Genomic DNA, 24,523 nt, shown 5'->3' on the forward strand with positions numbered 1-24,523 from the left:
CCTTGGTTCGTCGAGTGGTTTAGTTACAAGCTTCAAAAACACTTGTCAGATGCTGATGGTCCCTGTAGTATATGCATCCGTTCAGGCGGGTCGTTAGCTCAGTTGGTAGAGCAGTTGACTTTTAATCAATTGGTCGTAGGTTCGAATCCTACACGACCCACCATTCAAGCAGCAGATCGTTTGAATCAGCGGCTGAACATGCGATAGCGGTAAAAGAAAGCAAATTTGGGTCGTTAGCTCAGTTGGTAGAGCAGTTGACTTTTAATCAATTGGTCGTAGGTTCGAATCCTACACGACCCACCAAATTCAACGCCCCTGGCAACTGCTGCCAGGGGCGTTTTGCTATGTCCGCAGAAAATATGGATGAAGGGCTGCTGTTTGCAGCTTGCAATATTTTTCTCCCAAAATGACCTAAGATAGTTTTTTTTAAAAACGGATTAATTTTTTCCAAAGCTCTATTCGTCACAGCGGTAGACACAATGACTATGATGACTCTGCAGGCCGAGCGTGAAGTGCCGTTGCCCCTTGCTTATTGTCCGACCCGTATTCCCGCGGAAGATCAGGCTCGGGTTGAGGATATTAAGCGGCTACTGAAAACCCATAATGCCGTTTTGGTTGCTCACTATTACACCGATGATGCGATACAGCAGCTTGCCGAAGAGACCGGCGGCTGTGTTGCTGATTCACTAGAGATGGCCCGCTTTGGTGCCCGCCACCCCGCAACAACGCTTGTTGTCGCCGGTGTCCGCTTTATGGGTGAAACCGCCAAAATACTTTCGCCTGAAAAGCGCGTTTTAATGCCGACCTTAGAGGCGACCTGCTCACTGGATATTGGCTGCCCGGCTGATGAGTTCAGCGCTTTCTGTGATGCGCATCCTGATCGTACGGTAGTGGTCTATGCCAATACGTCGGCTGCGGTTAAGGCGCGAGCAGACTGGGTGGTGACTTCTTCGATTGCGGTAGAGGTCATTGAGCATCTGCAGGCTCGGGGCGAGAAGATCCTGTGGGCGCCCGATAAACACCTGGGCGGCTATATTCAAAACAAGACCGGCGCGGATATGCTGATGTGGGACGGTGCTTGCATCGTTCATGAAGAGTTTAAGGCCAAAGGCATTGAGGATCTTAAGCGCATATATCCGGATGCAGCGGTGCTGGTGCATCCCGAGTCCCCAGAGCCGGTGGTGAGGCTTGCCGACGTAGCAGGCTCCACGTCTCAGCTAATCAAGGCGGCCAGAGAGCTGCCTAACGAGAGGTTGATCGTGGCAACCGACAGAGGCATTTTTTTCAAGATGCAGCAGGCGGTGCCGCATAAGATGCTGTTTGAGGCGCCGACGGCCGGTAATGGCGCGACCTGTCGCAGCTGTGCGCACTGCCCTTGGATGGCGATGAATGCTTTAGAGAATTTGTCGGATGCGTTGCGAGAAGGCGCCGGGGAGATTCAAGTGGATGAGCCGCTGCGGCTAAAAGCGTTAAAGCCTCTTCAGCGAATGCTGAACTTCAATGCTTAGTTTGAGTGTCTTAGCTTGAATGTCTTAGCTTGAGCGCCCGTGCTGGTAGCAGCGCGGGCACTTTTCGTTTACATCGAGACGCTTTAATTAAAATCCTCAAGTGCCTCGCGATATTCAATGAAGTCTTCACGGCGCTGCTCAATGCGCGCCAGTGCTCGCTCATCGTACTCACGCTCAGCGGCATCTTTGGCGATGGAAAGCTGTCGAATGCCGCGGTCTACACTGCCGGTCAGTTGGAGATACTCTGCGCGGGCTAAATGCCCCCAGCTGTTGTGTCCGCTTCGGCCCGCAGCTTCGGCGAGCAGGTTAAAGCCCTGTGGGTCTTCGGGGTTCTGAGCCGTAATGTCGTTAAGTAATTGATAGGCCGCCTGAGGGTCACGCTGCAGCTGTGCTTCAGCCAATATCAGCTGAGCCGGGAGGTAGCTGGGCATAAAGCGCAGCAATCGCTGACTACGCTGAATGGCATCATCGTAGCGGCCAGCTTCTAGCGTGACGGTCGCGGCAGAGGTGGGCAGCATGGCAAAATCGGGGTGCTCACTAGCAAGCTTATCCAGCTGCGCTAGAGCGTTGTCGTTCTGGCCGTTGCGTGCGGCGATCAGCGCAGCTAAGTAGTCCTGAGCAGCTTGGTCGCCGCCTTCCTGGGCAAGGCGTGTGGCTGCACGCTGAGGCGTGTTGGCATAGATGCTCAGCAGCGCACGGGCGCGTATCATGTCGTAGAGCGTGTTGCTGGTGTAAGCGTCGGCAATATTCAGCTGAGCTGCACGGGCTTGGGCGGCGCTTAATCGGCTGTCTGAGACGGGGTGAGTCAGTAAAAATTCGGGCGGCGTGTCACCCTGCAGGCGAGACAAGCGCTGCATGGCTCTAAACATGCGCACCATGGCTTCTGGGTCGTAGCCGGCGCTGGCCATTGCCTGTAAGCCGATGTTGTCGGCTTCTTGTTCAAACAGGCGCGAGTAGCTTAGCTGGTCTTGAATGAGCGCCGCTTGAGAACCCATGGCGGCGGCCATGCCGACATCGCCGCCGCCACTCGCGGCGATGAGCATGCCTGCTAGCATGGCGGCCATGGCAGGCAGTTGAGTCTGCGACGCGCGAGCGCTGCCCCGAGCATAGTGGCGTTGCGAAAGGTGGCCCAGTTCATGGGCTAGCACCGAGGCAAAGGCGCCCTCATCCTCCGCGAATGCGAAGAGCCCCGAATTAATGCCCACCACGCCGCCGGGTACGGCAAAGGCATTAAGAGAGCCGTTATCAACCATGACAGTGATCGTGCGCAGCCCGTTAATTTGGCTATGCGGGGCTAGGCGGGCAATGAGGCTTTGTAAATAATCATTAGTGATAGGGTCTTGCCACTGGGGGGCTTGGGCACGAAACTGGCGAAGCCAGGCGCGCCCCAGGCGATACTCTTCATTGCTCACCGATGTAGACGCTGCGCCTAGGCTTGGCAAGCCGTAGTCGTTGATAGCTGCGCTTTGAGGGCTAAACAGTAAGCTGCCGCAGGCGCAAGCGAACGCACATATCCAACCTGGGTAAGCAGTACGAAGGGGCAGCATGGCATCCTCATCGGTAGTGGTTAAGCGCAGTGGTGTGATTAGAGCTATGACATTGATAAAGGCGGGGAAGTGCCGTTAAATCGATAGCCTATGAGATCAGCCGCTAAATAAACAGTTTATGCAGCAGTCTACACAGCAGTCTATGCAACAATGCTGTGAATATGCAGGTTCTTTTAAAGGAGGGGCTATGTCTAAGCAAGAACGGCCTGAATCAACGGGGGGCTTTCAGCCCGACATGGTGCTAGACGCTAGTGGCCTACACTGCCCGCTGCCTTTACTAAAGGCCAAGCAGGCCTTGGCCGGCCTGTCAGCAGGCAAGCTGCTTGAGGTCCGTTCAACCGACGCGGGCTCGTGGCGCGATATGGCATCATTCGCCGAGCAGAGCGCGCACACGCTGGAAGGGCGAGAGCAGCGTGACGCTGTTTATGTTTACTGGATACGTAAAGCGGGAGACGCGCACCGATGACTCTGCGCACGATTCTAAAAAGCTGGGTTGAGCGCTATTTCTCAGATGAGGAGGCGCTCATTCTACTGGTGGTTTTAGTCGCAGGTTTTGCTGCGATTATCTGGTTTGGACGCATGTTGGCGCCGTTTTTTACGGCCCTAGTCGTCGCATTTTTACTGCAAGGTGTGGTGAGTGCGCTTACTCGCCGAGGCGTCCCGCACCTGCTCGCGGTAATAATGATTTTTTTAGCCTTTATCAGCGTATTGCTGACGCTGGCGTTTATTTTGATGCCGCTGATCTGGAATCAACTGGTGGGGCTGGTGCAAGAGACGCCGCGAATGTTCGCGAGTGGCCAGGGCTGGCTGGATGAGCTGCAGGCGCGCTACCCGAATATTATCACGCCGGATCTTATGCAGAACTGGATAGGCGTTGCCAGTCGTGAGATTAGCCAACTGGGCCAGCGTGCCTTAACGCTATCGTTGGCTTCTCTGGGTAATATCATGTCGCTGATTATTTACCTGGTACTGGTGCCGATTTTGGTTTTCTTTATGCTGAAAGACAGCAAAGTATTGGTAGGCTTTATGCTTTCGCTACTACCGCAGAAGCGTACGTTGCTGTCGCGGATATGGCGTGAGATGGATAATCAAATAGCCAACTACATTCGCGGCAAGTTTATCGAAATTATTATCGTGGGCACGGTGACGTTCTTTGTCTTCACTCTTCTTGGAGTGCCGTATACGGCGCTGCTCGCTGTGCTGGTAGGGTTTTCAGTGCTGGTGCCCTATATCGGCGCGGCGGTGGCTACGCTGCCCGTTGCGGCAGTCGCAGGCTTTAACTTCGGCTTTAGTGAAGAGTTCATGTATGTGATGGTGGCTTATGGCGTTATTCAAGCGCTGGATGGCAACGTGCTGGCACCGATCCTCTTCTCTGAAACGAATAATATTCACCCCGTTTCGATCATCGTAGCAGTGCTGTTTTTTGGCGGCATTTGGGGCTTCTGGGGCGTTTTCTTTGCGATCCCCTTGGCGACGCTGCTTAAAGCGCTGGTTTACGCCTGGCCGCGCAGCATACAAGGCCGTGATCAGTCTATTGTTTTGCAAGATCGTAGGCCGCAGGACGATAGGCCTGAAGCCCCGGCCCAATAGGATAAGTAGCACTGCCTGTTACGCCCGCGCGGTGGCTCAAGTAATCAACGCGCGGGTGCAAGCAGACTTTACGAGTTAGTGGACCGCGTTGAGCGCTTCGGCCGCGGCCAGCACCTCGTCGACGTGGCCCGCGACTTTAACACCGCGCCACTCGTTGGCGAGCTTGCCGTCTTTGTCGATTAAGAACGTGCTGCGCTCAATACCTAGATGCTCTTTGCCGTACATTTTCTTTAGCTTGATAACGTCAAAAAGCGTACAAACGCTTTCATCTTGGTCAGAGATAAGGTCAAAATTAAAACCCTGCTTGGCTTTGAAGTTTTCCTGAGCACGCAGGCTATCGCGAGAGACCCCGAGAATAACCGTGTTGGAAGCATCGAATGCCGGTTTGCGGTCACGAAAGTCTCCGCCCTCGGTGGTGCAGCCGGGCGTGCTGGCTTTCGGGTAGAAGTAAACCACGACATTTTTGCCGCGTAGTGCCGACAGCGTCACGGTAGTGTCACCGGTAGCGGTGGCGGAGAAATCTGCAACGGGTTGGCCGACTTCAATAGGCATAATGCGTCCTTTTTCAGTATGGGTGTTAAGATCGATTATTGAGTGCGATTACACGTAAGCCAAGGGGCATTGTCAAAGCTCAAACTAGGTGAGCGGAAAAATCACGCAGGTTTGCGCTGTACAGGCTTGAGTCGCCTGAGTACCATTTGCATCTCAGTACGATGCGGTTGCCTGATACAGAGGCTCTGCATAGCGCTTGTTGTCGAAAAAACATTTGTTGTCGAAAAAATAGTTGTTATCGAAAAAACAGTTCGGTACATATGCCGACAGGTGATAACACAATTCTTGGCTGGTGAGGAATAAACGGATGATCACAGGCAGCATCGTCGCCCTGGCGACGCCAATGAAAGTCAATGGCGACATCGACTGGGAGGCGCTTCGTCGTCTGGTGAATTTCCATCTCGAGAATGGCACTGATGCCATTGTTGCTGCTGGCACGACAGGCGAACCAACGACCATGTCGTTTGCGGAGCACTTTGACGTGATTCGCACCGTCGTGGAAGAAGTGAATGGCCGTATTCCTGTGATTGCAGGAACTGGGGCCAACGCAACGTCTGAGGCCGTTGAGCTGGCGCGCTACGCCGGTGAAGTCGGGGCCGACTACTGTTTATCTGTCTGTCCTTACTACAATAAGCCTACCCAAGAAGGCCTTTATCAGCATTTTAAAGCGGTCGCCGAGGGCAGTAAACTGCCGGTAATTTTGTATAACGTGCCGAGCCGTACCTGCTCTGATCTATACAATGAAACGGTCTTACGCCTTGCCGAAGTGGATAATATTATTGGTTTAAAGGACGCCACGGGGAACCTCGAGCGTGCGGAAGATCTAATCACTCGTCTCAAGGGTACTGGCTTTATGCTCTACTCCGGTGACGATGCGACCGCCTGTGACTTTATGCTGATGGGGGGGCATGGCGATATTTCTGTAACGGCCAACGTTGCGCCCCAAGCCATGCACGATCTTTGCGCGGCAGCTGTCGCTGGTGATGCCGATAAAGCGCATCAAATTAATACGCTGCTGATGCCGCTGCATACCAATTTAGGGATAGAGTCCAATCCTATTCCGGTGAAGTGGGCATTGAATCGCATGGGCTATGCCGATGCGGGCATTCGTTTGCCGATGACTTGGTTGTCAGAAAAATATCACGCCACGGTTAGTGAAGCGCTTCAGCTCGCGGGTGTGGTGGAGGAGTAATCTGACGCGATACCTTTTTATCCAGCGCGCTCATGCTGCGCTGGATACCTGATTTGTTGACTTAAGGTGGCTTGATGAGCTCTGTGCTTGAAAAACGTGCGCTTAAATGGATACCGCTGGCTCTTGCAACGGCCGTTACACTAACAGGTTGCGCGCGGGATGGTTTTTACGATGACCGCAACCTGGACTATACCGATGCCACTTCGGCACCGCCGTTGGTATTGCCAGAGACCCGTAATACCCAGCGCTACCGCGATGCACTACCGGTGCCTCAAGCCGCTTCCCAAGGTACACGGCTTGATGAAGCCGCCGATATTCGCCCCCCGCAGTCATTGGCGATTGGCAGTGGGCTAGAGCCTGAGTATGTTGAGCGTCGCGAAGTGGGTGATCAGGTCTGGCTAGTGGTCGCGGCTGATACAGGTACCGTGTGGCCGCAGCTCGAAGAGTTTGTGCGTAGCCGCCAACTGGCCGTGCAGGACAGCAGTGCTTCGCAGGGCATTATCGTTACATCCCAGGCGGACATACGGCTACAAAGCGCACTCCGCGCCGGTAGCAGTGAAGTACGCTGTGAGCGTGGCGGGCAAGCCATGGCAAGCTGCTTGGATGCATTGGAAAGCCATTTGAGCTCGCGCAGTGCATCTGCGAGCGTGTCTTCTTCGTGGACTGCGCAGCGCCTTACCGATGAGCAAACGTTACAAATCCGCCAGCAGGGCGACGAGTGGGAAGTCGTTATTCCACAGTCGATAGACCGCGTTTGGGCTGAGTTGAACCATTATCTCGAGTTGGATTTTGCCCAGGAAGGCCAGCGTGATTTGCTTGCCGCTGACCCCAATGGTTACGCATTCCTAGTCGAATATATGACCAAAGCCGAGAGTGACCGTAACCCGTTACAAATTGTCTTCAGCCGCGATGTTCGCAAGACGCCTCAAGAAATTCGCTTGGCGCTGCAATCCAATGGCGATCAGACCGTTCTGCGAGCTGTCAACGCCAGCGAACGTGTATTCAGTGCCGATGATCAGCGCGAGCTGCTTGAGCGTGTTTCCGGCTATTTACGTTAATTTGACTACCCTTGCCCCCTTTCGGAGCCCCCATGGAAAAGCGCCAAGAACTCTACGCCGGTAAGGCGAAATCTGTGTATACCACCGACGATCCGGATTTGTTGGTGCTCAATTTTCGGGATGACACCAGTGCCTTTGATGGCAAAAAAGTGGAGTCGTTGGCCCGTAAGGGAATGGTCAATAACATCTTTAACGCCTTCATTATGGAGCGGTTACAGGAAGCCGGTATCCCAACCCACTTTGAAAAGCAGCTTTCTGACACGGAAAGTTTAGTTAAAAAGATGCAGATGATTCCCGTCGAGTGTGTCGTGCGCAATATTGCCGCAGGGGGGCTCGTCAAGCGGCTAGGTATTGAGGAGGGGGGCGCGCTTACCCCTCCCACCTTTGAGCTGTTCTTGAAGAATGACGAGAAGGGCGACCCGATGATAAACGAGTCGCTAGCGGAGACGTTTGGTTGGGCAACGCCTGAGCAGTTAGCTCAAATGAAGGTATTAACCTTTAAGGTTAACCATATCCTCAAAGCACTGTTCGCAGAGGGCGATATGCTGCTGGTGGATTACAAGCTGGAATTTGGCGTATTCAAAGGTGAAATAGTGCTGGGCGATGAGTTCTCACCGGATGGTTGCCGCCTATGGGACGCCAACACCCGTGAAAAACTCGATAAAGATCGCTTCCGCCAGGGGTTGGGCGGTGTGATTGAGGCTTACGAAGAAGTTGGCCGCCGTCTGGGGATTACGTTTCCCGCTTAAAGCTTAAGCATTGCTTCATGGCGTCTCGTAAGATTCGATAGCCACCACCTCTAGTGTGGTGGCTTCGCTGTTTTGGTATGGCTGAAACTTAACGTCCACATCACGCAGGCGCACGCCATATAGGCGGCCAGAGGCAGCGCCTTTTTGCTGATAAGCTGGTCTCGGGTCTTGTCTCAACACTTGTTCTATTAGTGCGTGTAAGGTAACGCCATCTTGCCGTTGGGCAAGCGCTGCTAGGGCCGTTGGATGGAAAGTGACTTCAATCAATGGCGGCGTACTAGGCGCAAAGCCTGAGCGCGCATCAGGACATGCTTCGGCCCAGGGCAGGTAGGGCTTTATATCCACTACCGGAGTGCCGCTGACCAAGTCGCAGCCTGATAGCGTCAGCGTCACGCCGTTTTGAGTGTTAATGCCTGTTAAAGCTACCAGTGAAAGCCCTAGGCGATTCGGGCGGTGCGTGCTGCGGCTGGCAAAAACGCCCACCTTTTTGTTGCCTCCCAGGCGCGGTGGTCGTACTAACGGCGACCAGCGCTCAGGGCTCTGGTGAAAAATGAAGGTTAACCAGAGATGGCTGAAATCTTCTAGGCCACGCACTGTTAACGGGTCGTTGTAAGGGGCCGTGAGTACAAGTCTGGCCTGTGCGGCTGGTGCGAGCCCGGGCTGGCGCGGAATGCCGAACTTGTCCGGGTAGTCGCTCACCACATGGCCAATGGGAGATAGCGTAAAATGCTCGTTGTGCAGGGCGTCGTCCATCACACTGCCTTTTACTGGAAACTGGCCGCGTAGTATAAAGCAGGCCGGTAAATTAAGTGTGATCGAATGATCCTTTATCGAAAGAACCTTTTTCAAATGTACGCCGAACAGCTCAGAGGTGACGTATGACCAATACCGAGGAGCACAAAACGGTAGTGCCCACAGGCGCGCGAGTGATTTATCGCGCAGCGTTGGCACGCGACGCGGCTGATCAGGCTGAAGTCTTTTATCATGCTGTGATGCAGGGCGCGGCGGCTCATTACACGCTCTCCGAGAGGCGTGCGTGGGCTCAGGCCCTGCCACGAGAGGGCAGTGCGTGGGCGGTGCGCCAAGCGCTGTATACCACGCTAGTAGCTACTTGCGATGGCCGGTGCGTCGGGTTTCTGGAGTTGGGCTTATCCACAGGGCGAATTGAGACGCTCTATGTATGGCCGTCATTAGCAGGCCGCGGCATTGGCGCGACGTTGCTTGTCCACGCAGAGCGAATGTTGCTTGAAGAAGGCAAAGGGCGCGTGGAGATAGAGGCGAGCCTGGTGCTATATGAGCGCCTGCTGCGCCGCGGCTGGGAGAGCCACGGCGAACAGTGGGTGGAGCGCAGTGGAGAGCGGCTCCAGCGTTACCGGCTATCAAAGTCTCTTAGCGCCATTGAAACGTAGGTCGATTCATAATGAGTCCTTACACGCTATAGCTGCGTGTAATGCGCATCGATAAATCAATCGAGGCGATATCCTTGGTGAGCGCGCCGCTAGAGATACAGTCGACGCCGGTGTCGGCAATCGCCCGCAACGTGTTGGCATCCACGTTGCCTGAGGCTTCCAGTGTGGCGCGGCCACCGTTAATTTCGACCGCAACGTAAAGGTCTTCAATGGCGAAGTTGTCGAGCATCACAATATCGGCACCGGCGGCCAGCGCCTGATCCAATTCCTCAAAGGTTTCGACTTCCACTTCCACGGGCAGGTCGCTGGCCAACTTCCGTGCCTGGGCGACCGCCGCTTGAATACCACCACAGGCGGCGATGTGGTTTTCTTTGATCAAAAACGCATCCCAGAGACCAAGCCGATGATTGTGGCCACCGCCACAGGTAACTGCATATTTCTGCGCTAGGCGCATGCCAGGCAGTGTTTTGCGTGTGTCGAGCAGGCGTGCGTTGGTGCCTTCAATCAGGTCGGCATAGGTGCGCGTTGCGGTGGCCGTAGCAGACAGTGTTTGCAGCACATTGAGGGCCGCGCGTTCGCCGGTGAGCAGTGTTCGAGCGGGACCTTCTAGGGTTAAGAAGCACTGGCCTGCCTCAAGCTTATCACCGTCGGCGGCGTGCCAGCTTAAGCTTGCACGGCTATCCAGGCGGCGAAAGATTTCGTCCACCCAGGCTGCGCCGCATAGCACGGCGGCTTCGCGGGTAATAATATCTGCCGTGGCCCACTGGTGCTCAGGGATCAATTGCGCGGTAATGTCGCCAGGGCCAACGTCTTCTGCTATCAGACGAGCAGCGCTGGCGCGGATTTCTTCGGCAAGAGCAGATTGATAGTGCATAGCGTTGGATTCTCTAGGCATCTTAAAATGTGTACGGCCAGTATAATGAAAGAAAGTGGTGAATGAGAGCGCTAACGAAGAGGAGGCCTTGCGCGTGGAAAATCAACAAACGCTTAGCGGCTGGTGGGAAAGTGCACGAAAAGTCGTCTCGCCTAACGTTGATAATCGGCCTGGCGGCGAGGTGTCGCTGCTGGTTATTCATGCGATCAGCCTACCGCCGGGCGAGTTTAGCGGTACTGCGATCGAAGCGCTGTTTACCAATCAGTTGGTGATCGATGAGCATCCTTTTTTTACTGGCATTGCCCACCTGCGCGTATCTGCTCACTTGTTGATACGCCGCGATGGCGAGTGCGTCCAGTTTGTTGATACCGACCAGCGTGCCTGGCATGCAGGGCGTTCTTGCTGGTGGGATGCGCGGCAAGCGGTGTGGCGCACGACGCTTAATGATTTCTCAGTGGGTATTGAGTTAGAAGGGGATGATGTAACGCCGTTTACCAAAGCGCAGTATCAAACGCTGGGGCGGGCGACAAAGTGGTTAATGAGCCGCTACCCACAGCTGGATAGTAGGCGTATCACCGGCCATGCGCATGTCGCACCACTGCGTAAAACAGACCCTGGCCCAGCATTTGATTGGGCGTATTTTTATAGACTGCTAAAAGAATAGTGGTGAATGCTGACGTTTATAAGCGCATCCATATAAGTGCTTCATTAGTGAAATAATAAAACGGTAGTTTAATTACGGGATGCAGGCATTTAGTCATACTGGCTGATGTTCTATAAATCGCTTATGTTGCAGTGCAATAGTTTGTTTTCGATAGGCTTTTACGTTGATCTAGAATTGGCAGCGTGGCGACTTTGCGGTATCTTCACCTATACAAAAGGCTAACTTTTACGACATTTGTGTAGCTTTACTACATCAAGATGTACGTAGCTTGTTGAATGTAGAGCGAAAACCTATCCGGCAACCATTTGCCGGCTGAATGTTGGTGCGTAGTGGTATGCCACACCACCGCCCCAGGCCCTACCGGGTAGCGGGGATTATTGTCATTTATCGTCATTCGGAGAGACCTCTATGAGTCTGAAGACAAGAGAAGATCTCGATCCGATCGAAACTACGGAATGGATAGACTCCTTAGAATCGGTGTTGGATCGTGAGGGCGAAGATCGTGCCCGCTACCTAATGACCCGCCTGGCGGATCGTCTGCGCCGGGATGGGATGAAGGTACCCTTCTCGGTGACAACCCCGCACCGTAATACGATCCCGGTTCATCGCGAAGCGCCGATGCCTGGTGATTTGTTCATGGAGCGCCGTATCCGCTCTTTGATTCGTTACAATGCGATTGCGCAGGTTATTCGTAATAACCGTGCCAAGCCGGGCCTGGGTGGCCATATTGCCAGCTTTATGTCATCTGCAACGCTATATGACGTAGGCTTTAACCACTTCTTCCGCGCTGCTAAAGATGATTTTGCCGGTGACTTGATTTATATCCAGGGTCATGTGGCGCCAGGCATCTACGCCCGTTCTTTCTTAGAAGGACGTCTAAGCGAAGCGCAGATGGATAAGTTCCGCCAGGAAGTCGATGGCGATGGACTTTCTTCTTACCCGCACCCGTGGCTAATGCCCGATTACTGGCAGTTCCCCACGGTATCGATGGGGCTAGGGCCGATTCAGGCGATTTACCAGGCTCACGTGATGAAGTATCTGCATCATCGCGAGCTGAAGGATATGCACGACCGTAAAATCTGGTGCTTCATGGGTGACGGCGAGTGTGACGAGCCGGAATCGCTGGGCGCTATTTCATTGGCGGGTCGTGAAAACCTAGACAACCTGATCTTCGTGATCAACTGCAACCTCCAGCGTCTTGACGGTCCTGTTCGCGGTAACTCGCGCGTCATGGACGAGTTCGAGGGCGTATTCCGTGGCGCTGGCTGGAACGTTATTAAGGTCGTTTGGGGCCGTCACTGGGATCCGCTGTTCGAGAAGGATAAAAAAGGCATCCTTCAAAATCGCATGGACGAAGCGGTCGATGGCGAGTATCAGAACTACAAAGCCAACGGCGGAGCCTACACCCGTGAGCACTTCTTTGGTAAGTATCCAGAAACCGAAGAGATGGTTAAAGACCTGTCTGACGACGATATCTGGAAGCTCAACCGCGGCGGCCACGACCCGTTCAAGGTCTATGCGGCGTACAACGAAGCGGTTAACACCTCTAACGGCAAGCCGACGGTCATTTTAGCGCATACCGTTAAAGGCTACGGTATGGGTAGCGGCGATGGTGAAGCTGAAAACGGCGCGCACCAGGTCAAGAGCATGGAACACGAAGCGCTCAAGACCTTCCGCGACCGCTTTGGCATTCCGCTGACCGACGAGCAGTTGAAAGACGTGCCTTACTACAAGCCGGATGATGAATCTCCCGAGCTTAAGTACATGCATCTTCAGCGTGAACGCTTGAATGGCTATCTGCCCAGCCGTCGCAGTGATTTCGAAGCCTTAGAAATCCCTTCGCTGGAAGATAAAACCTTTGCCTCGCAAATGGTTGGTTCGAAAGGTCGTGAAGTCTCTACCACTATGTCTTTTGTGCGGATACTCAACGGCTTGGTCAAGGATAAGAAGCTAGGCAAGTATGTTGTGCCGATTATCCCTGATGAAGCGCGTACTTTCGGCATGGAAGGCATGTTCCGTCAGCTAGGTATCTATACCGCTGAAGGTCAGAAATATGAGCCGGTCGATAAAGGCCAGATCATGTTCTACCGCGAGGATCAGAAAGGTCAGATTCTTGAGGAAGGTATTACCGAGCCGGGCGCGATGTCTGCCTGGATCGCCGCGGCAACGTCCTACAGTAATAACCATGTGACGTTATTGCCGTTCTACATCTATTACTCAATGTTTGGTTTCCAGCGTATTGGCGACCTAGCTTGGGCGGCGGGTGACCTGCAGGCGCGCGGCTTTATGGTCGGCGGCACGGCGGGGCGTACCACGCTTAACGGCGAAGGGTTACAGCATCAAGATGGCCATAGCTTGCTTCAGGCGTCGCTCATTCCTAACTGCCGTAGCTACGACCCGACCTATGCGCATGAAGTGGCGGTTATTGTTCAGGATGGTTTGAAACGCATGTTCACCGATAAGGAGAACTGCTTCTACTACCTGACCGTGATGAACGAGAACTACGAGCATCCTGTGCTGGAAGACGTGCCGGTCGACGATATCGTCAAAGGCATGTACCTGCTGCGCGAAACCAAGGGTGACAAAGGCCGGGTTCAACTGCTTGGTTCTGGCACCATTCTGCGTGAAGTAGAAGCGGCGGCCGAGCTGCTTGAAAACGAGTGGGGCATTGGCGCCGACATTTGGAGCGTGACCAGCTTTAACGAGCTGCGTCGTGAAGCGCTGCTGCTAGATCGTGAAGCTTTCCTAAGCCCAGATGCTGAAGCGCTCAAACCGCACGTCACGAAGTGCTTGGAAGGTCGTGAAGGACCGGTTATTGCTTCGACCGATTACATGAAGCTCTACGCTGATCAAGTGCGTGCTTGGGTGCCGGGCGACTACACTGTACTAGGTACCGATGGCTATGGTCGTTCGGACACGCGTGAGAAGCTGCGTTACTTCTTCGAAGTTGACCGTTACTTCGTCACCGTCGCTGCGCTGCGTGCGCTGGCAGACCGTGGCGAGATTGATCGCAAGCTTGTCGGCGAAGCGCTGAAGAAGTACGGCATTGATGCCAGTAAGCCTAATCCGCTGACTAGCTAAACCGCTGCCCGGTGGGCAAGTGCCCACCGGCTCGATCCGATTTGGAAGGAGCGCGACCTTGAGTAGCGAAATCATCAAAGTTCCCGATATCGGTGGCGATACCGATGTCGAAATCATCGAGATTGCGGTGTCAGAAGGCGACGTCATTGAAGCGGAAGACACCCTGATCACTCTGGAATCTGACAAAGCCAGCATGGATGTGCCTGCTCCGAAAGGTGGCAAGGTCATTAAAGTGCTGGTCAAAGAAGGCGACACCGTTTCCGAAGGGGACGATATCGTTGAGCTAGAAGTTGAAGGCGGCGGCGAAAGTAGTGACGAGGGCGACGATGCGCAGCCAGATGCTGACGCTGAAAGCCAGTCAGAGGCCGAGCCGGCGAAAGAAGATAAAGCTGAAAAGCCGTCCCAAGAGCAAAAGCCTGCTGCTAAAAAGGCGGCCGGTGGTAAGCAAACGGTTGATATCATAGTGCCTGACTTGGGCGGCTCTGATAGCGTCGAAATTATTGAAGTCGCTGTAAGCGAAGGCGACGAAGTAGCGGCTGAAGACACGCTGATTACCTTGGAGTCTGATAAGGCCTCCATGGACGTGCCGAGCCCTTATAGTGGCAAAATCGTTACCTTCACTGTGAAAGAGGGCGATACCGTTTCCGAAGGCGATGTTATTGGCCAGATGGAAGTCACGGGTGAAGGCGGCGAAGAAGAGACTGAGGAAGCATCTGACGAGGAAGCTTCTAGCCAAGCCAGCAGCGAGCCGGAAGAGTCGTCTGAAGAAGACGATGATCAAGACGAGGCTACAAGCGGCGAGCCGGAGCGCAAAGAAATTCGCGTGCCGGAGATGTCGGGTGCCTCTGACGTGCCGATTATTGAAATTGGCGTGGCCGCAGGCGATGAGATCAACGTGGAAGATGCGCTGATCACGCTGGAATCTGACAAAGCCTCGATGGACGTGCCCAGCCCCTATAAAGGTAAGCTCATTGAGCTAACCGTTAAAGAGGGCGACACCGTCTCTGAAGGCGATGTGATTGGCTATATCGAAGTGGCTGCCAGCGGTAAAAAAGCCGCGCCGAAAAAGGCCGCCCCTGAGAAAGCTGCGCCTGAAAAAGATAAAGGCAGTGCTAGCCCAGCCAGCGATAAGGCCTCTGCCTCACCGGCGGGTACGCCAAGCCCTGAAGCACAGATAGCGGCACACAAGCCCCGTGATGGCAAGTTAGTTCATGCCGGACCTGCGGTACGTATGCTGGCCCGCGAGCTGGGTGTCGATATCGGTCTAGTGAAGCCTAGCGGCCCGAAAGATCGCGTGCTCAAAGAAGACGTGCAGTCTTACGTCAAGCAGGCAATTGCCAATCAGGGAGCTGCTCCACAAGGCGCCGCCGCGGCGACTGGCGGCGCGGGTATTCCGCCAATCCCCGCCGTCGACTTCAGCCAGTTTGGTGAAGTGGAAGAGAAGCCGATGGGGCGTCTGCTCAAAATGGGCGCTACCAACCTGCATCGCAGCTGGCTCAATGTTCCTCACGTCACGCAGTTTGACGAAGCGGACATTACCGAGCTTGAAGCCTTCCGCAAGGCCATGAAGGCTGAAGCCGAAGCGCAGGGGGCTAAGCTCACGCCGCTACCGTTTATGGTCAAAGCCTGTGCTTTTGCACTGCGTAAATTCCCGCAGTTCAATGTCAGCTTGAAGGGCGATGGTGAAACGCTGGTATGGAAGAACTATGTCCATATTGGTATCGCTGTTGATACCCCTGATGGCCTGATGGTGCCTGTGCTGCGTGATGCTGATAAAAAGTCCTTGATTGAGATTGCTAAGGACATGGCTGATCTGGGCAAAAAAGCACAAAGCAAAAAGCTCAAGCGTGATGAAATGACCGGTGGTTGCTTCACTATTTCGAGCCTCGGTTCTATTGGTGGTACGGCATTTACACCGATCGTCAACGCGCCGGAAGTCGCTATTCTGGGTGTGTCGAAAGCGCAGATGAAGCCGGTATGGGATGGCAATGCTTTCCAACCGCGTTTGATGATGCCGCTTTCGCTCTCTTATGACCACCGAGCGATCAACGGAGCTGATGCAGCACGCTTCACCGCCTTCTTGGCAGACGTACTGACTGATATTCGTCGTTTACTTCTGTAATCGATAGAATTAAAGCTTCACAAGCGGCGCCCCTTGGGGCGCCGCTTGTGTTTGGTTTGAATACGTCGTGCAGATATTGGCATTTTCAGTTCTAAAAGCGACCAAAGTAGAGTTTTAAACGGCTATTTGTGCTCACCTAGCTGTTTTAATTTAAAAAAGTGGAATAAAAACGGGTCTCTCAGGCTTTTGGGGAGTTGTGTCGTCTGGTGGGCACGGTTATTGTCGAGTAATACATTTTTTCATATTTTTAAACTTCAAGGAGCAGTGCCATGCGTTTAATCCTGTTGGGTGCCCCCGGCGCCGGGAAGGGGACTCAAGCTCAGTTTATTTGTGAGCAATTCAAGATTCCTCAGATTTCCACCGGGGATATGCTGCGCACGGCCATTAAAGATGGCACTGAGCTGGGCCTAAAAGTAAAAGAGATCATGAACAGCGGCGGCTTGGTGTCAGACGACATTATTATCGATCTGGTTAAAGAGCGCATCGGCCAGCCGGACTGCGAAAACGGCTTTCTATTCGATGGTTTTCCACGCACGATCCCCCAGGCTGACGCGATGAAAGAAGGCGGTGTAAAGCTGGATCACGTAGTGGAGATTGCCGTGCCCGATGAAGAAATCGTCAATCGTTTAGCCGGGCGTCGCGTTCATCCAGCCTCTGGCCGTGTCTACCACGTTGAGCATAATCCACCCAAAGAGCCGGGCAAGGATAATGTCACTGGCGAAGCGCTTATTCAGCGTGAAGATGATCAAGAGTCCACGGTGCGTAATCGTTTATCGGTTTATCATGATCAAACGGCCCCGTTGGTCGATTACTATCAGCAATGGGCAACGGAAGATGCTGAAAGCGCCCCGCAATACCACCGTATTGAAGGTGTAGGCAGTGTGACCGACATTACCCGCCAAGTGAAAGAAGCGCTGAACTAAGTCGCAAAACGCACTACATTGGCTATATACAGAACTTTGATGATGGCTCGCTTTAAGCGGGCCATCGTCGTGTTAGCGTGGTGTGGGTATAATGTCGCAATGTTTCTTTCGAGTGGCCCTTTGCTATGCCGTTATATTTGCTTGCCCTTGACGCCTCATCGAGCGCTTGCTCCGTCGCTCTGCTGCGCCAAGAAGATGCCTCTGACACTGGGCATCTAGCGCCCGAGAACTTAACGCCAGAACATCCGAAGACCGAATGCCTGGCGCGTTTTGAAATGACGCCTCGCGCCCATACGCGTCGATTACTGCCGATGGTAGATGAAGTGCTTGCCGAGGCGCAGGTAACCCCAGCTCAGCTTGACGCCGTAGCGTTTGGTCGCGGCCCAGGGTCGTTTACCGGGTTGCGCATTGCCGCAGGTGCTGCCCAGGGGCTTGCCTTTGGTTTGGACCGCCCGCTCCTGGGTATTTCTACGCTGGAAGCCCTTGCCCTTCAGGCACACCGGCGCTATCACCTGCGCCATGTTGTGACGGCTATCGATGCCCGTATGGGCGAGATCTATGCTGCAACGTGGCATTGCCTGAAAGACACTATTACGGTGATGAGCGCGGAGGCCGTGTTAGCCCCAGAGGCGATGCGCCTGCCCAGCGGAGAAACCGACTGGGTCGGCGTCGGCAGCGGCTTTACGTTATGGGAGCGCTTCACAACTGATGTGCAGCTTAGTATGCCCCAGCACTTGTGTGACCTTGAGCCTCGCGCTGAAGAAATGGTATGGCTAGCGGCGCGTGACTTTGCTGCTGGGCTTGGCCAAGCGGCGCATTTGATTCAACCGGTTTATCTGCGTAATGACGTTGCTTGGAAAAAGCCCGCGTGATCGGTGTGCCGAGTGACCTTGAGAGCGATATTAATAACATCGCTTTGCCAGCGGGTTTGCGCCTAATACAAGGCGATGAAGGGCTGGCGCTGGTGGGTAATGAGGATCGCTACGGGAAGCCGCTAAGCGTCGATTTTACGGCGGGCAAGGCTGCCCATCGACGCCGCTTTGGCGGTGGGCGTGGTCAGCTAGTCGCCAAAGCCTGCGGGCTGAGCAAAGGCGTATCGCCGAGCATTGTTGATGCAACTGCAGGGCTGGGGCGCGATGCCTTTGTACTCGCAAGCCTCGGTGCGCAGGTGCTGTTAATTGAGCGGGTAGCGGCGATTGCAGCGCTGCTGGAAGATGGCTTAAAGCGGGCATTGAAGCATAGCGAGACGGCAGATATTGCTGCACGCATGATGCTCACACACGGCGATGCTGCTCAATCGTTGGCGCAGCTGGTTGCCAGCGCCTGTTTTACGCCGCAGGTCATACATCTTGATCCTATGTTTCCCCACCGTGAGAAGTCCGCGCTGGTGAAAAAAGAGATGCGCCTGTTTCGCGAGCTCGCCGGTGATGATAACGATGCCCCGCGGCTGCTTGAGGCAGCGCTGGATGTGGCGACGCATCGCGTGGTCGTTAAGCGTCCGCGCAAGGCGCCGCCTATTGCTGGGCCTGCGCCTCAGCACACGCTAGAAGGCAAAACCAGTCGCTATGATTTATACGTCCATCGTTCGTTAGTACGGTAGCTCACCGGTAACGCAAGGAGTACCCATGCAGAATGCGTGGCGAGAAGGGAATCATTTTACGTTGCTGCCAGAAGCCACGCGCTTTCTTCCGGCCATGTTTGAAGCGGTCAATGCCGCGCAGCACTATGTGCTGGTCGAACTTTATCTGATGGAGTCTGGCGAGCTTGCGAGTCAAGCTATTGATGCGCTCATTGGCGCTGCAGGGCGCGGCGTCTGTGTCTGTTTGCTACTCGATGGCTACGGCTCGATGGGGCTGTCCCGTGATGATCGACAGCGGTTGAAGCAGGGCGGTGTTCAGCTACGCTTTTTTAACCCGCTAGGCTTTCACTCTTTAGCCCTGAACTTGAGCCGCGATCACCGTAAAATTGTTGTTATTGACGGTGAGCAGGCGTTTACCGGTGGTTTTGGTGCGGTCGATGAGTTTCTCAATGCTTGGTACGAGATTGCGCTGCGTATTGAGGGCCCGGTTGTGGCTGATTGGGAGCTGCTATTTCGGCGGCTGTGGCATTCGCGTCTAACCCGCGCTGAAAAGGGTGACGAACGTGCGGTCGGGTTGCCTGAAAGACGCGAGCCGCAGGCGCAGCTTAACGGCATGCCCGGGCGAGCGATGTCGGCACGGGGCTATCGCTATCAAGCTATTCGCCATTCATTGCACGGGCGTGTGAGTAATGCCAAAACACAGCTATGGCTATGCACGCCGTATTTTGTGCCCACGTTTGCCCTGCGCCGCCGCTTAGTTCGAGCGGCGCGTCGAGGTGTTGATGTGCGCTTACTGCTGCCCGGTGCCAAGCATGATCATCCCGGCGTTCGTTTTGCCGGCCAGCGTTTTTATCAGACAATGCTCAAGGCCGGGGTGCGTATCTTTGAGTTCCAGCCGACATTTATTCATGCCAAGTTTGTGCTCGCCGACGAGTGGGTCAGTATCGGTTCGTGTAATTTTGATCACTGGAACTTGCACTGGAACCTCGAGGCCAATCAAGAGGTAATGGACCCACGGCTGGCAACTGAAGTACGCCAGCTTTTTGAGCGCAACTTCGCCACCAGCCAAGAAGTGGATGCGAAAACGTGGGCAGCGCGCCCCTGGGGGCAGCGCGCCAAAGAGTGGGTCTATGGGGTCCTAGATGCGATGGTGACGCGTCTTAAATAGCGCTTGAAACTGACTCTTGAAGCCTGCTCTTGAGACCTGTTCTCGAGACCTGTTCTTGAAACCCGCTTTGAAAATTAGCACATGGAAGTTTGCAAGAGCGCCTAGCGTTTTTTACCTTTAGCGGGCGTCTTCTTGCGTGGTTTAGGCTTAGGCGTTTCCGGCGGCACGCGGTAGTGCAGGTAAAGATCCAGCACCAGCTCTGGCAGCTGTACCACCAGCGACTCTTGGCGCTGCTGGTCCTTGGCTAGTTCGACCATGTCTGGCTCGTCGTCGAACAGGCCCGATAGCAGCATGAACGGCAGTAGTAGTGTGGCCGCAGCCTCTTCATCGTCCTGGAACCAGGCGCTCTCATCGCTGAAAACGCCTTCCATGAAGCCCGCACACCAGTCGCCAATCGGGGTGTCTTCAGCAGGTTCGCCGCCTAGCGTCAGCTCGAAAGGCAGTTCCGTTAAGCCGCCTTGCTCCAATACCGCCACTGCATTGTCACGCAGCAGGGTGAGTAGTGTAATAATCTCATCGCGCTCGGCGTCATCGGCGTAACGCGGCTCTCCTTGGAACAGCTCGGCCAGCCACTGGCCGGGCGGCAGCTCACTAGGCGCGACGGCAAGCGCGACTAAGAATCCATGGGCGGAGATTAGATCCAGGGCGTCTTCATCCACTTGATCTGAAGCAAGGAAGTCGTCCAATCTATCCAACTGCTCATCGTCGAGCAGGGGGTGCGGTGGCGTGTTCGGTTCTTGGGTGTCGCTACGCTCTGCCATGAGTAAAGCCTCATTAATGCGAATCGGTCATCATCGGATACTATGTATCCCTATCAACGTGTACCTATTACGGCTAGTTTATCACTAATGAGTACTATACCTCTGCCTCCATGGCCTGCTGCCGAACTGGCCGCCATGACGACAACCGATTTGCACCATGCCGCGTGCACGCGCGTAGAGCAGGCGTGGCAACGCTGCTGTGAGGTATGCCCGCCGCTGCCCGCTCCGAAGGTTTGGTTTGACTTACGAGGCGCCTGCGCTGGCCAGGCGCATCTCAGCCGTGGCGGCTTACGCTTAAACCCGGTGCTGCTAAGTGAAAACCGCACGGCTTTTTTTGATGACGTTATCCCACATGAAATGGCCCACTGGCTGGTATTTCATTTAGATAATGGCCCACGCTTGAAGCCTCACGGACGTGAGTGGAAAACGGTGATGCGGGATCTGTTCGGTTTGGCGCCACGTGTGACGCATCAGTTCGATATTCAGCAGGCGCAGTCGGCACCTTATCGCTATCAGTGTGGCTGTCGAATTCATCGTTTTACACCAAGACGCCACGCGCTAGCGGCAAGCGGACGTGGGTATCGCTGCCGACACTGTGTTAAGACCTTGGTCTACGCACCAGAAAATACGTCCTGATGTTAATTTAAGCATATGTTTTTTAAGTAAAAGTTTTTAATACCAATGTCTAAAGGGAAGCTTGCTCACGGAGGTTTATGCTAGAGGAACCTTATTGGCAGTCGATAGGCCTGATAATACTCAGCCCACGTCATAAAGACAGATGTCGACGACAGTTTCTTTAGCACGATCATTTATTTAGAAAGTGCATTTTCACGCACAGAGGCAATGTCATGAGCAATCAACAGAAAGTCTATCCGGTGCGCGACGATTTCGCCGCCAAAGCATGGGCCGACAAAGCCAAGTATGAGGCTATGTATCAGCAGTCGCTGGACGATCCGGAAGCCTTCTGGGCAGAGCAGGCCCAGCGCCTTGACTGGGTTAAGGCACCTACTAAGATCAAAAACACTTCCTTTGCGCGTGATAACGTCGATATCCGTTGGTTTGAAGATGGATTGCTTAACGTCAGCGCCAACTGTTTGGATCGCCACTTAGACAAGCGTGGCGATCAAACTGCGATTATTTGGGAGGGCGATAATCCCAATGAATCCAAGCGCATTAGCTATCGCGAGCTGTACGCACGTACGAACCAGCTAGCCAACGCGCTAAAAGAGCTAGGGATTGGTAGGGGCGATACCGTCACGCTGTATATGCCGATGATTCCTGAGGCCGCTATGGCGATGCTTGCCTGTGCGCGCATTGGTGCGGTGCACTCGGTGGTATTTGGCGGCTTCTCTCCGGATGCGGTTGCCCAACGCGTGATTGGTTCGGACTCCAAGCTAGTGATCACGGCCGATGAGTCGGTGCGGGGTGGCAAGCACGTGCCGCTTAAGGAAAACGTGGATTCCGCACTGACCCGCGAAGGCACTGACGTATGCAAAAATGTACTGGTGGTGAAGCGCACCGGCGGTGACATTGACTGGAAAGAAGGTCGTGATATTTGGTTTGATGCGCTTGTCGACAAACAGTCAAGCGAGTGCGAAGCCGAAGCCATGGGAGCGGAAGACCCGCTATTTATTCTTTATACCTCAGGCTCTACAGGTGCGCCGAAAGGACTCAAACACACCACCGGTGGCTACCTGACCTACGCCGCTATGACTCACCAGTATGTGTTTGACTATCAGGATGGTGAAATTTACTGGTGTACGGCGGATGTGGGCTGGGTAACGGGCCACAGCTATATCGTATATGGCCCGTTAGCTAACGGCGCGACGACCCTTATGTTTGAGGGCGTGCCGAACTATCCGACCCACGGTCGGATGGGCGAGATCGTTGATAAGCACAACGTTAATATTCTTTATACAGCGCCCACGGCGGTGCGTGCATTAATGGCGCACGGCGACAACGTTATGGATTCGAGCAAGCGTGACAGCCTGCGCCTGCTTGGCTCTGTGGGTGAACCGATCAACCCGGAAGCCTGGGAATGGTTCTATCGGGTTATCGGCAACGAGAATTGCCCAATTGTCGATACCTGGTGGCAAACCGAAACCGGCGGGATCATGATTGCCCCGCTGCCGGGTGCCACTCCGCTTAAACCTGGTTCTGCGACCGTACCGTTCTTTGGCGTGAAGCCGGCCTTGGTCGACAATGAAGGCAAGATACTTGAGGGTGCCACCGAAGGTAACCTGGCTATTCTCGATTCTTGGCCGGGGCAGGCGCGCTCTATCTGGAATGATCACGAGCGCTTTATCCAGACTTATTTTTCGACCTATGACGGTATGTATTTCACGGGTGATGGCTGCCGCCGCGATGAGGATGGCTACTATTGGATCACCGGGCGCGTTGATGACGTGCTTAACGTGTCTGGTCACCGCATGGGGACCGCCGAAATTGAGTCATCATTGGTAGCACACAGCGCTGTTGCTGAAGCGGCCGTGGTAGGCTTTCCGCATGATATTAAGGGGCAAGGGATCTACATCTATGTCACCTTGAATGACGGTATCGAGGAGACTGACGAGCTCAAAAAAGAGCTGACGCAGTGGGTTCGGAAAGATATCGGCCCGATTGCATCGCCGGATGTCATTCAGTGGGCGCCAAGCTTGCCGAAAACTCGTTCCGGTAAAATCATGCGGCGCATTCTGCGCAAGATAGCCGCAAACGAGTGCGATGGGTTAGGCGATACCAGCACCTTGGCTGATCCATCGGTGGTCGACCAGTTGATTGAACATCGCGCGAATCAATAGCGGCGATATTTTTCTTTCAACAACATTCTTTTAATAACATTGGCGGTAATGCGCCGTTTTAATTAAACAGTGCCGACCCGAGTAGGTCGGCACTGTTGTGTTGGTTGATATGAATTTTTCTTTGTATGAGTTTTCAATGGTACGATCGATCGATCGATTACAAATTATGCATGTGATGCTTGGGCATGATGAGGCCCATGGGGTACCATGCTTCACAACCGCAAGAGCCTAGCGTCGGGGTAGCAGACAGCCCCGCTGTTCAAGGAACCGGAGAAATATCCATGGCAGTAGCTCATAAGTTTATCGTCGCTGACGATCACCCGCTGTTTCGTGCAGCGCTGACCCAAGCGTTACGCCAGTTAGCTCCCCAGGCGGAAATTGTCGAAGCAGATACCATGGAAGCCACTAATGAAGTGGTGAATCGCCACCCGGATGCTGACTTGATTCTCTTGGATCTGCATATGCCTGGGGCCCACGGCTTCTCTGGCTTGATTCAGTTACGTGGCCAAATGCCCGATATTCCCGTTGCTGTCGTATCTGGAAGCGACGAGCCTTACGTCGTTCGTCGTGCTATTGACTACGGCGCGTCGGGTTTTATCCCTAAATCTTCGTCTCTACAACTAATTGCTGAGGCCGTCGGTGAAATTCTTAAGGGTGAAGTATGGTTGCCCGAGGCATTAGCCAACGTGCTGGAAGAAACCAGTGAAGAGGAGTCGCGCTTTGCTGAAGCGATTGCTTCGCTTACCCCCCAGCAATTTCGCGTATTGAATATGCTGACGGAAGGGCTGCTGAACAAACAGATTGCCTACGAGCTGAGCGTTTCGGAAGCGACGATCAAAGCGCACGTGACCGCGATTTTGCGTAAGCTGGGCGTGCACTCACGTACCCAGGCCGTCATTGCTGCACAGAAGTTGGAAGTTGAGCCACCGAAGGTTGCATCGTAAGCGC

Annotated in this window: 22 protein-coding genes and 2 tRNA genes; 19 read left to right on the forward strand and 5 right to left on the reverse strand. The window is 54.2% G+C overall.

Annotated elements, in window-relative coordinates:
* The first annotated feature begins 87 nt into the window (after positions 1–87).
* The 3 genes from ACT3RP_RS04735 (at position 88) to nadA (ending at position 1,508) form a co-directional block, all read left to right on the forward strand.
* A tRNA-Lys gene (locus ACT3RP_RS04735) sits at positions 88–163 on the forward strand.
* A gap of 64 nt (positions 164–227) precedes the next feature.
* Positions 228–303, forward strand: a tRNA-Lys gene (locus ACT3RP_RS04740).
* A 176-nt stretch (positions 304–479) separates the two neighbouring features.
* Positions 480–1,508 carry a quinolinate synthase NadA gene (nadA, locus tag ACT3RP_RS04745; protein WP_483393363.1) on the forward strand — a complete coding sequence of 343 codons (1,029 nt, stop codon included), beginning with the start codon at positions 480–482 and terminating at the stop codon, positions 1,506–1,508.
* Between the two features lie 83 nt (positions 1,509–1,591).
* Here nadA and ACT3RP_RS04750 read toward each other — a convergent pair whose 3' ends face one another.
* A complete protein-coding gene (locus tag ACT3RP_RS04750) occupies positions 1,592–3,055 on the reverse strand; it encodes a M48 family metalloprotease (RefSeq protein WP_483393364.1) in 1,464 nt (487 codons plus the stop codon).
* A gap of 187 nt (positions 3,056–3,242) precedes the next feature.
* Between ACT3RP_RS04750 and ACT3RP_RS04755 the strand changes: the two genes are divergently transcribed.
* Both ACT3RP_RS04755 and ACT3RP_RS04760 read left to right on the forward strand, forming a co-directional pair.
* Positions 3,243–3,521, forward strand: a complete 279-nt coding sequence (locus ACT3RP_RS04755; RefSeq protein WP_483393365.1) for a sulfurtransferase TusA family protein — start codon at positions 3,243–3,245, stop codon at positions 3,519–3,521.
* Positions 3,518–4,645, forward strand: a complete 1,128-nt coding sequence (locus ACT3RP_RS04760) for an AI-2E family transporter (RefSeq protein WP_483393366.1) — start codon at positions 3,518–3,520, stop codon at positions 4,643–4,645. Before ACT3RP_RS04755 ends, ACT3RP_RS04760 begins: the two co-directional genes overlap by 4 nt.
* Before the next feature lie 75 nt (positions 4,646–4,720).
* Here ACT3RP_RS04760 and ACT3RP_RS04765 read toward each other — a convergent pair whose 3' ends face one another.
* Complete coding sequence (locus ACT3RP_RS04765; RefSeq protein ID WP_483393367.1) at positions 4,721–5,197, reverse strand: peroxiredoxin; 477 nt, start codon at positions 5,195–5,197, stop codon at positions 4,721–4,723.
* Positions 5,198–5,504: 307 nt separating this feature from the next.
* Here ACT3RP_RS04765 and dapA point away from each other — a divergent pair, with 307 nt between their 5' ends.
* From dapA to purC, 3 genes are all read left to right on the forward strand, one after another.
* The gene (dapA, locus tag ACT3RP_RS04770) at positions 5,505–6,389 is read left to right on the forward strand and encodes a 4-hydroxy-tetrahydrodipicolinate synthase (protein WP_096278217.1); all 885 of its coding nucleotides are present in this window, start codon (positions 5,505–5,507) and stop codon (positions 6,387–6,389) included.
* A 74-nt stretch (positions 6,390–6,463) separates the two neighbouring features.
* A complete protein-coding gene (gene bamC / locus ACT3RP_RS04775; RefSeq protein WP_483393368.1) occupies positions 6,464–7,447 on the forward strand; it encodes an NlpB/DapX family lipoprotein in 984 nt (327 codons plus the stop codon).
* Between the two features lie 32 nt (positions 7,448–7,479).
* The gene (gene purC / locus ACT3RP_RS04780) at positions 7,480–8,196 is read left to right on the forward strand and encodes a phosphoribosylaminoimidazolesuccinocarboxamide synthase (RefSeq protein WP_483393369.1); all 717 of its coding nucleotides are present in this window, start codon (positions 7,480–7,482) and stop codon (positions 8,194–8,196) included.
* 15 nt (positions 8,197–8,211) lie between these two features.
* Here the strand turns inward: purC and tsaA are convergent, their stop codons facing one another.
* Positions 8,212–8,949, reverse strand: a complete 738-nt coding sequence (tsaA, locus tag ACT3RP_RS04785; RefSeq protein ID WP_444625110.1) for a tRNA (N6-threonylcarbamoyladenosine(37)-N6)-methyltransferase TrmO — start codon at positions 8,947–8,949, stop codon at positions 8,212–8,214.
* A 125-nt stretch (positions 8,950–9,074) separates the two neighbouring features.
* Between tsaA and ACT3RP_RS04790 the strand changes: the two genes are divergently transcribed.
* Entirely contained in the window at positions 9,075–9,605 is a 531-nt protein-coding gene (locus ACT3RP_RS04790) for a GNAT family N-acetyltransferase (protein WP_441686808.1), read from the forward strand.
* A 19-nt stretch (positions 9,606–9,624) separates the two neighbouring features.
* On the opposite strand, the gene nadC is transcribed toward ACT3RP_RS04790, so the two are convergent.
* Positions 9,625–10,479, reverse strand: coding sequence for a carboxylating nicotinate-nucleotide diphosphorylase (gene nadC / locus ACT3RP_RS04795; protein WP_483393370.1), 855 nt, complete (start codon positions 10,477–10,479; stop codon positions 9,625–9,627).
* 94 nt (positions 10,480–10,573) lie between these two features.
* Here nadC and ampD point away from each other — a divergent pair, with 94 nt between their 5' ends.
* The 7 genes from ampD (at position 10,574) to ACT3RP_RS04830 (ending at position 20,016) form a co-directional block, all read left to right on the forward strand.
* The gene (gene ampD / locus ACT3RP_RS04800; protein WP_483393371.1) at positions 10,574–11,143 is read left to right on the forward strand and encodes a 1,6-anhydro-N-acetylmuramyl-L-alanine amidase AmpD; all 570 of its coding nucleotides are present in this window, start codon (positions 10,574–10,576) and stop codon (positions 11,141–11,143) included.
* Between the two features lie 408 nt (positions 11,144–11,551).
* Positions 11,552–14,224 (forward strand): pyruvate dehydrogenase (acetyl-transferring), homodimeric type, encoded by a 2,673-nt coding sequence (gene aceE / locus ACT3RP_RS04805; protein ID WP_483393372.1) that lies wholly within the window; start codon positions 11,552–11,554, stop codon positions 14,222–14,224.
* 58 nt (positions 14,225–14,282) lie between these two features.
* The gene (aceF, locus tag ACT3RP_RS04810) at positions 14,283–16,346 is read left to right on the forward strand and encodes a pyruvate dehydrogenase complex dihydrolipoyllysine-residue acetyltransferase (protein ID WP_483393373.1); all 2,064 of its coding nucleotides are present in this window, start codon (positions 14,283–14,285) and stop codon (positions 16,344–16,346) included.
* Positions 16,347–16,615: 269 nt separating this feature from the next.
* The gene (adk, locus tag ACT3RP_RS04815) at positions 16,616–17,269 is read left to right on the forward strand and encodes an adenylate kinase (protein ID WP_192536235.1); all 654 of its coding nucleotides are present in this window, start codon (positions 16,616–16,618) and stop codon (positions 17,267–17,269) included.
* A gap of 125 nt (positions 17,270–17,394) precedes the next feature.
* The gene (tsaB, locus tag ACT3RP_RS04820; protein ID WP_483393374.1) at positions 17,395–18,141 is read left to right on the forward strand and encodes a tRNA (adenosine(37)-N6)-threonylcarbamoyltransferase complex dimerization subunit type 1 TsaB; all 747 of its coding nucleotides are present in this window, start codon (positions 17,395–17,397) and stop codon (positions 18,139–18,141) included.
* A 5-nt stretch (positions 18,142–18,146) separates the two neighbouring features.
* On the forward strand, positions 18,147–18,869 hold the full coding sequence (locus ACT3RP_RS04825; RefSeq protein ID WP_483393554.1) for a class I SAM-dependent methyltransferase: 723 nt from the start codon (positions 18,147–18,149) through the stop codon (positions 18,867–18,869).
* Between the two features lie 25 nt (positions 18,870–18,894).
* On the forward strand, positions 18,895–20,016 hold the full coding sequence (locus ACT3RP_RS04830) for a phospholipase D-like domain-containing protein (RefSeq protein ID WP_483393375.1): 1,122 nt from the start codon (positions 18,895–18,897) through the stop codon (positions 20,014–20,016).
* Between the two features lie 101 nt (positions 20,017–20,117).
* Here ACT3RP_RS04830 and ACT3RP_RS04835 read toward each other — a convergent pair whose 3' ends face one another.
* Complete coding sequence (locus ACT3RP_RS04835) at positions 20,118–20,777, reverse strand: YecA/YgfB family protein (protein ID WP_441686300.1); 660 nt, start codon at positions 20,775–20,777, stop codon at positions 20,118–20,120.
* 87 nt (positions 20,778–20,864) lie between these two features.
* On the opposite strand from ACT3RP_RS04835, the gene ACT3RP_RS04840 reads away from it, so the two are divergent.
* From ACT3RP_RS04840 to ACT3RP_RS04850, 3 genes are all read left to right on the forward strand, one after another.
* On the forward strand, positions 20,865–21,413 hold the full coding sequence (locus ACT3RP_RS04840; protein WP_483393376.1) for a SprT family zinc-dependent metalloprotease: 549 nt from the start codon (positions 20,865–20,867) through the stop codon (positions 21,411–21,413).
* 212 nt (positions 21,414–21,625) lie between these two features.
* Positions 21,626–23,575 carry an acetate--CoA ligase gene (gene acs / locus ACT3RP_RS04845; RefSeq protein WP_483393377.1) on the forward strand — a complete coding sequence of 650 codons (1,950 nt, stop codon included), beginning with the start codon at positions 21,626–21,628 and terminating at the stop codon, positions 23,573–23,575.
* Positions 23,576–23,856: 281 nt separating this feature from the next.
* A complete protein-coding gene (locus ACT3RP_RS04850; protein ID WP_096278245.1) occupies positions 23,857–24,519 on the forward strand; it encodes a response regulator in 663 nt (220 codons plus the stop codon).
* Positions 24,520–24,523: the final 4 nt, after the last annotated feature.

Source organism: Halomonas sp. AOP5-B2-8, from assembly GCF_052376475.1.
Classification (GTDB): Bacteria; Pseudomonadota; Gammaproteobacteria; order Pseudomonadales; family Halomonadaceae; genus Vreelandella; species Vreelandella casei.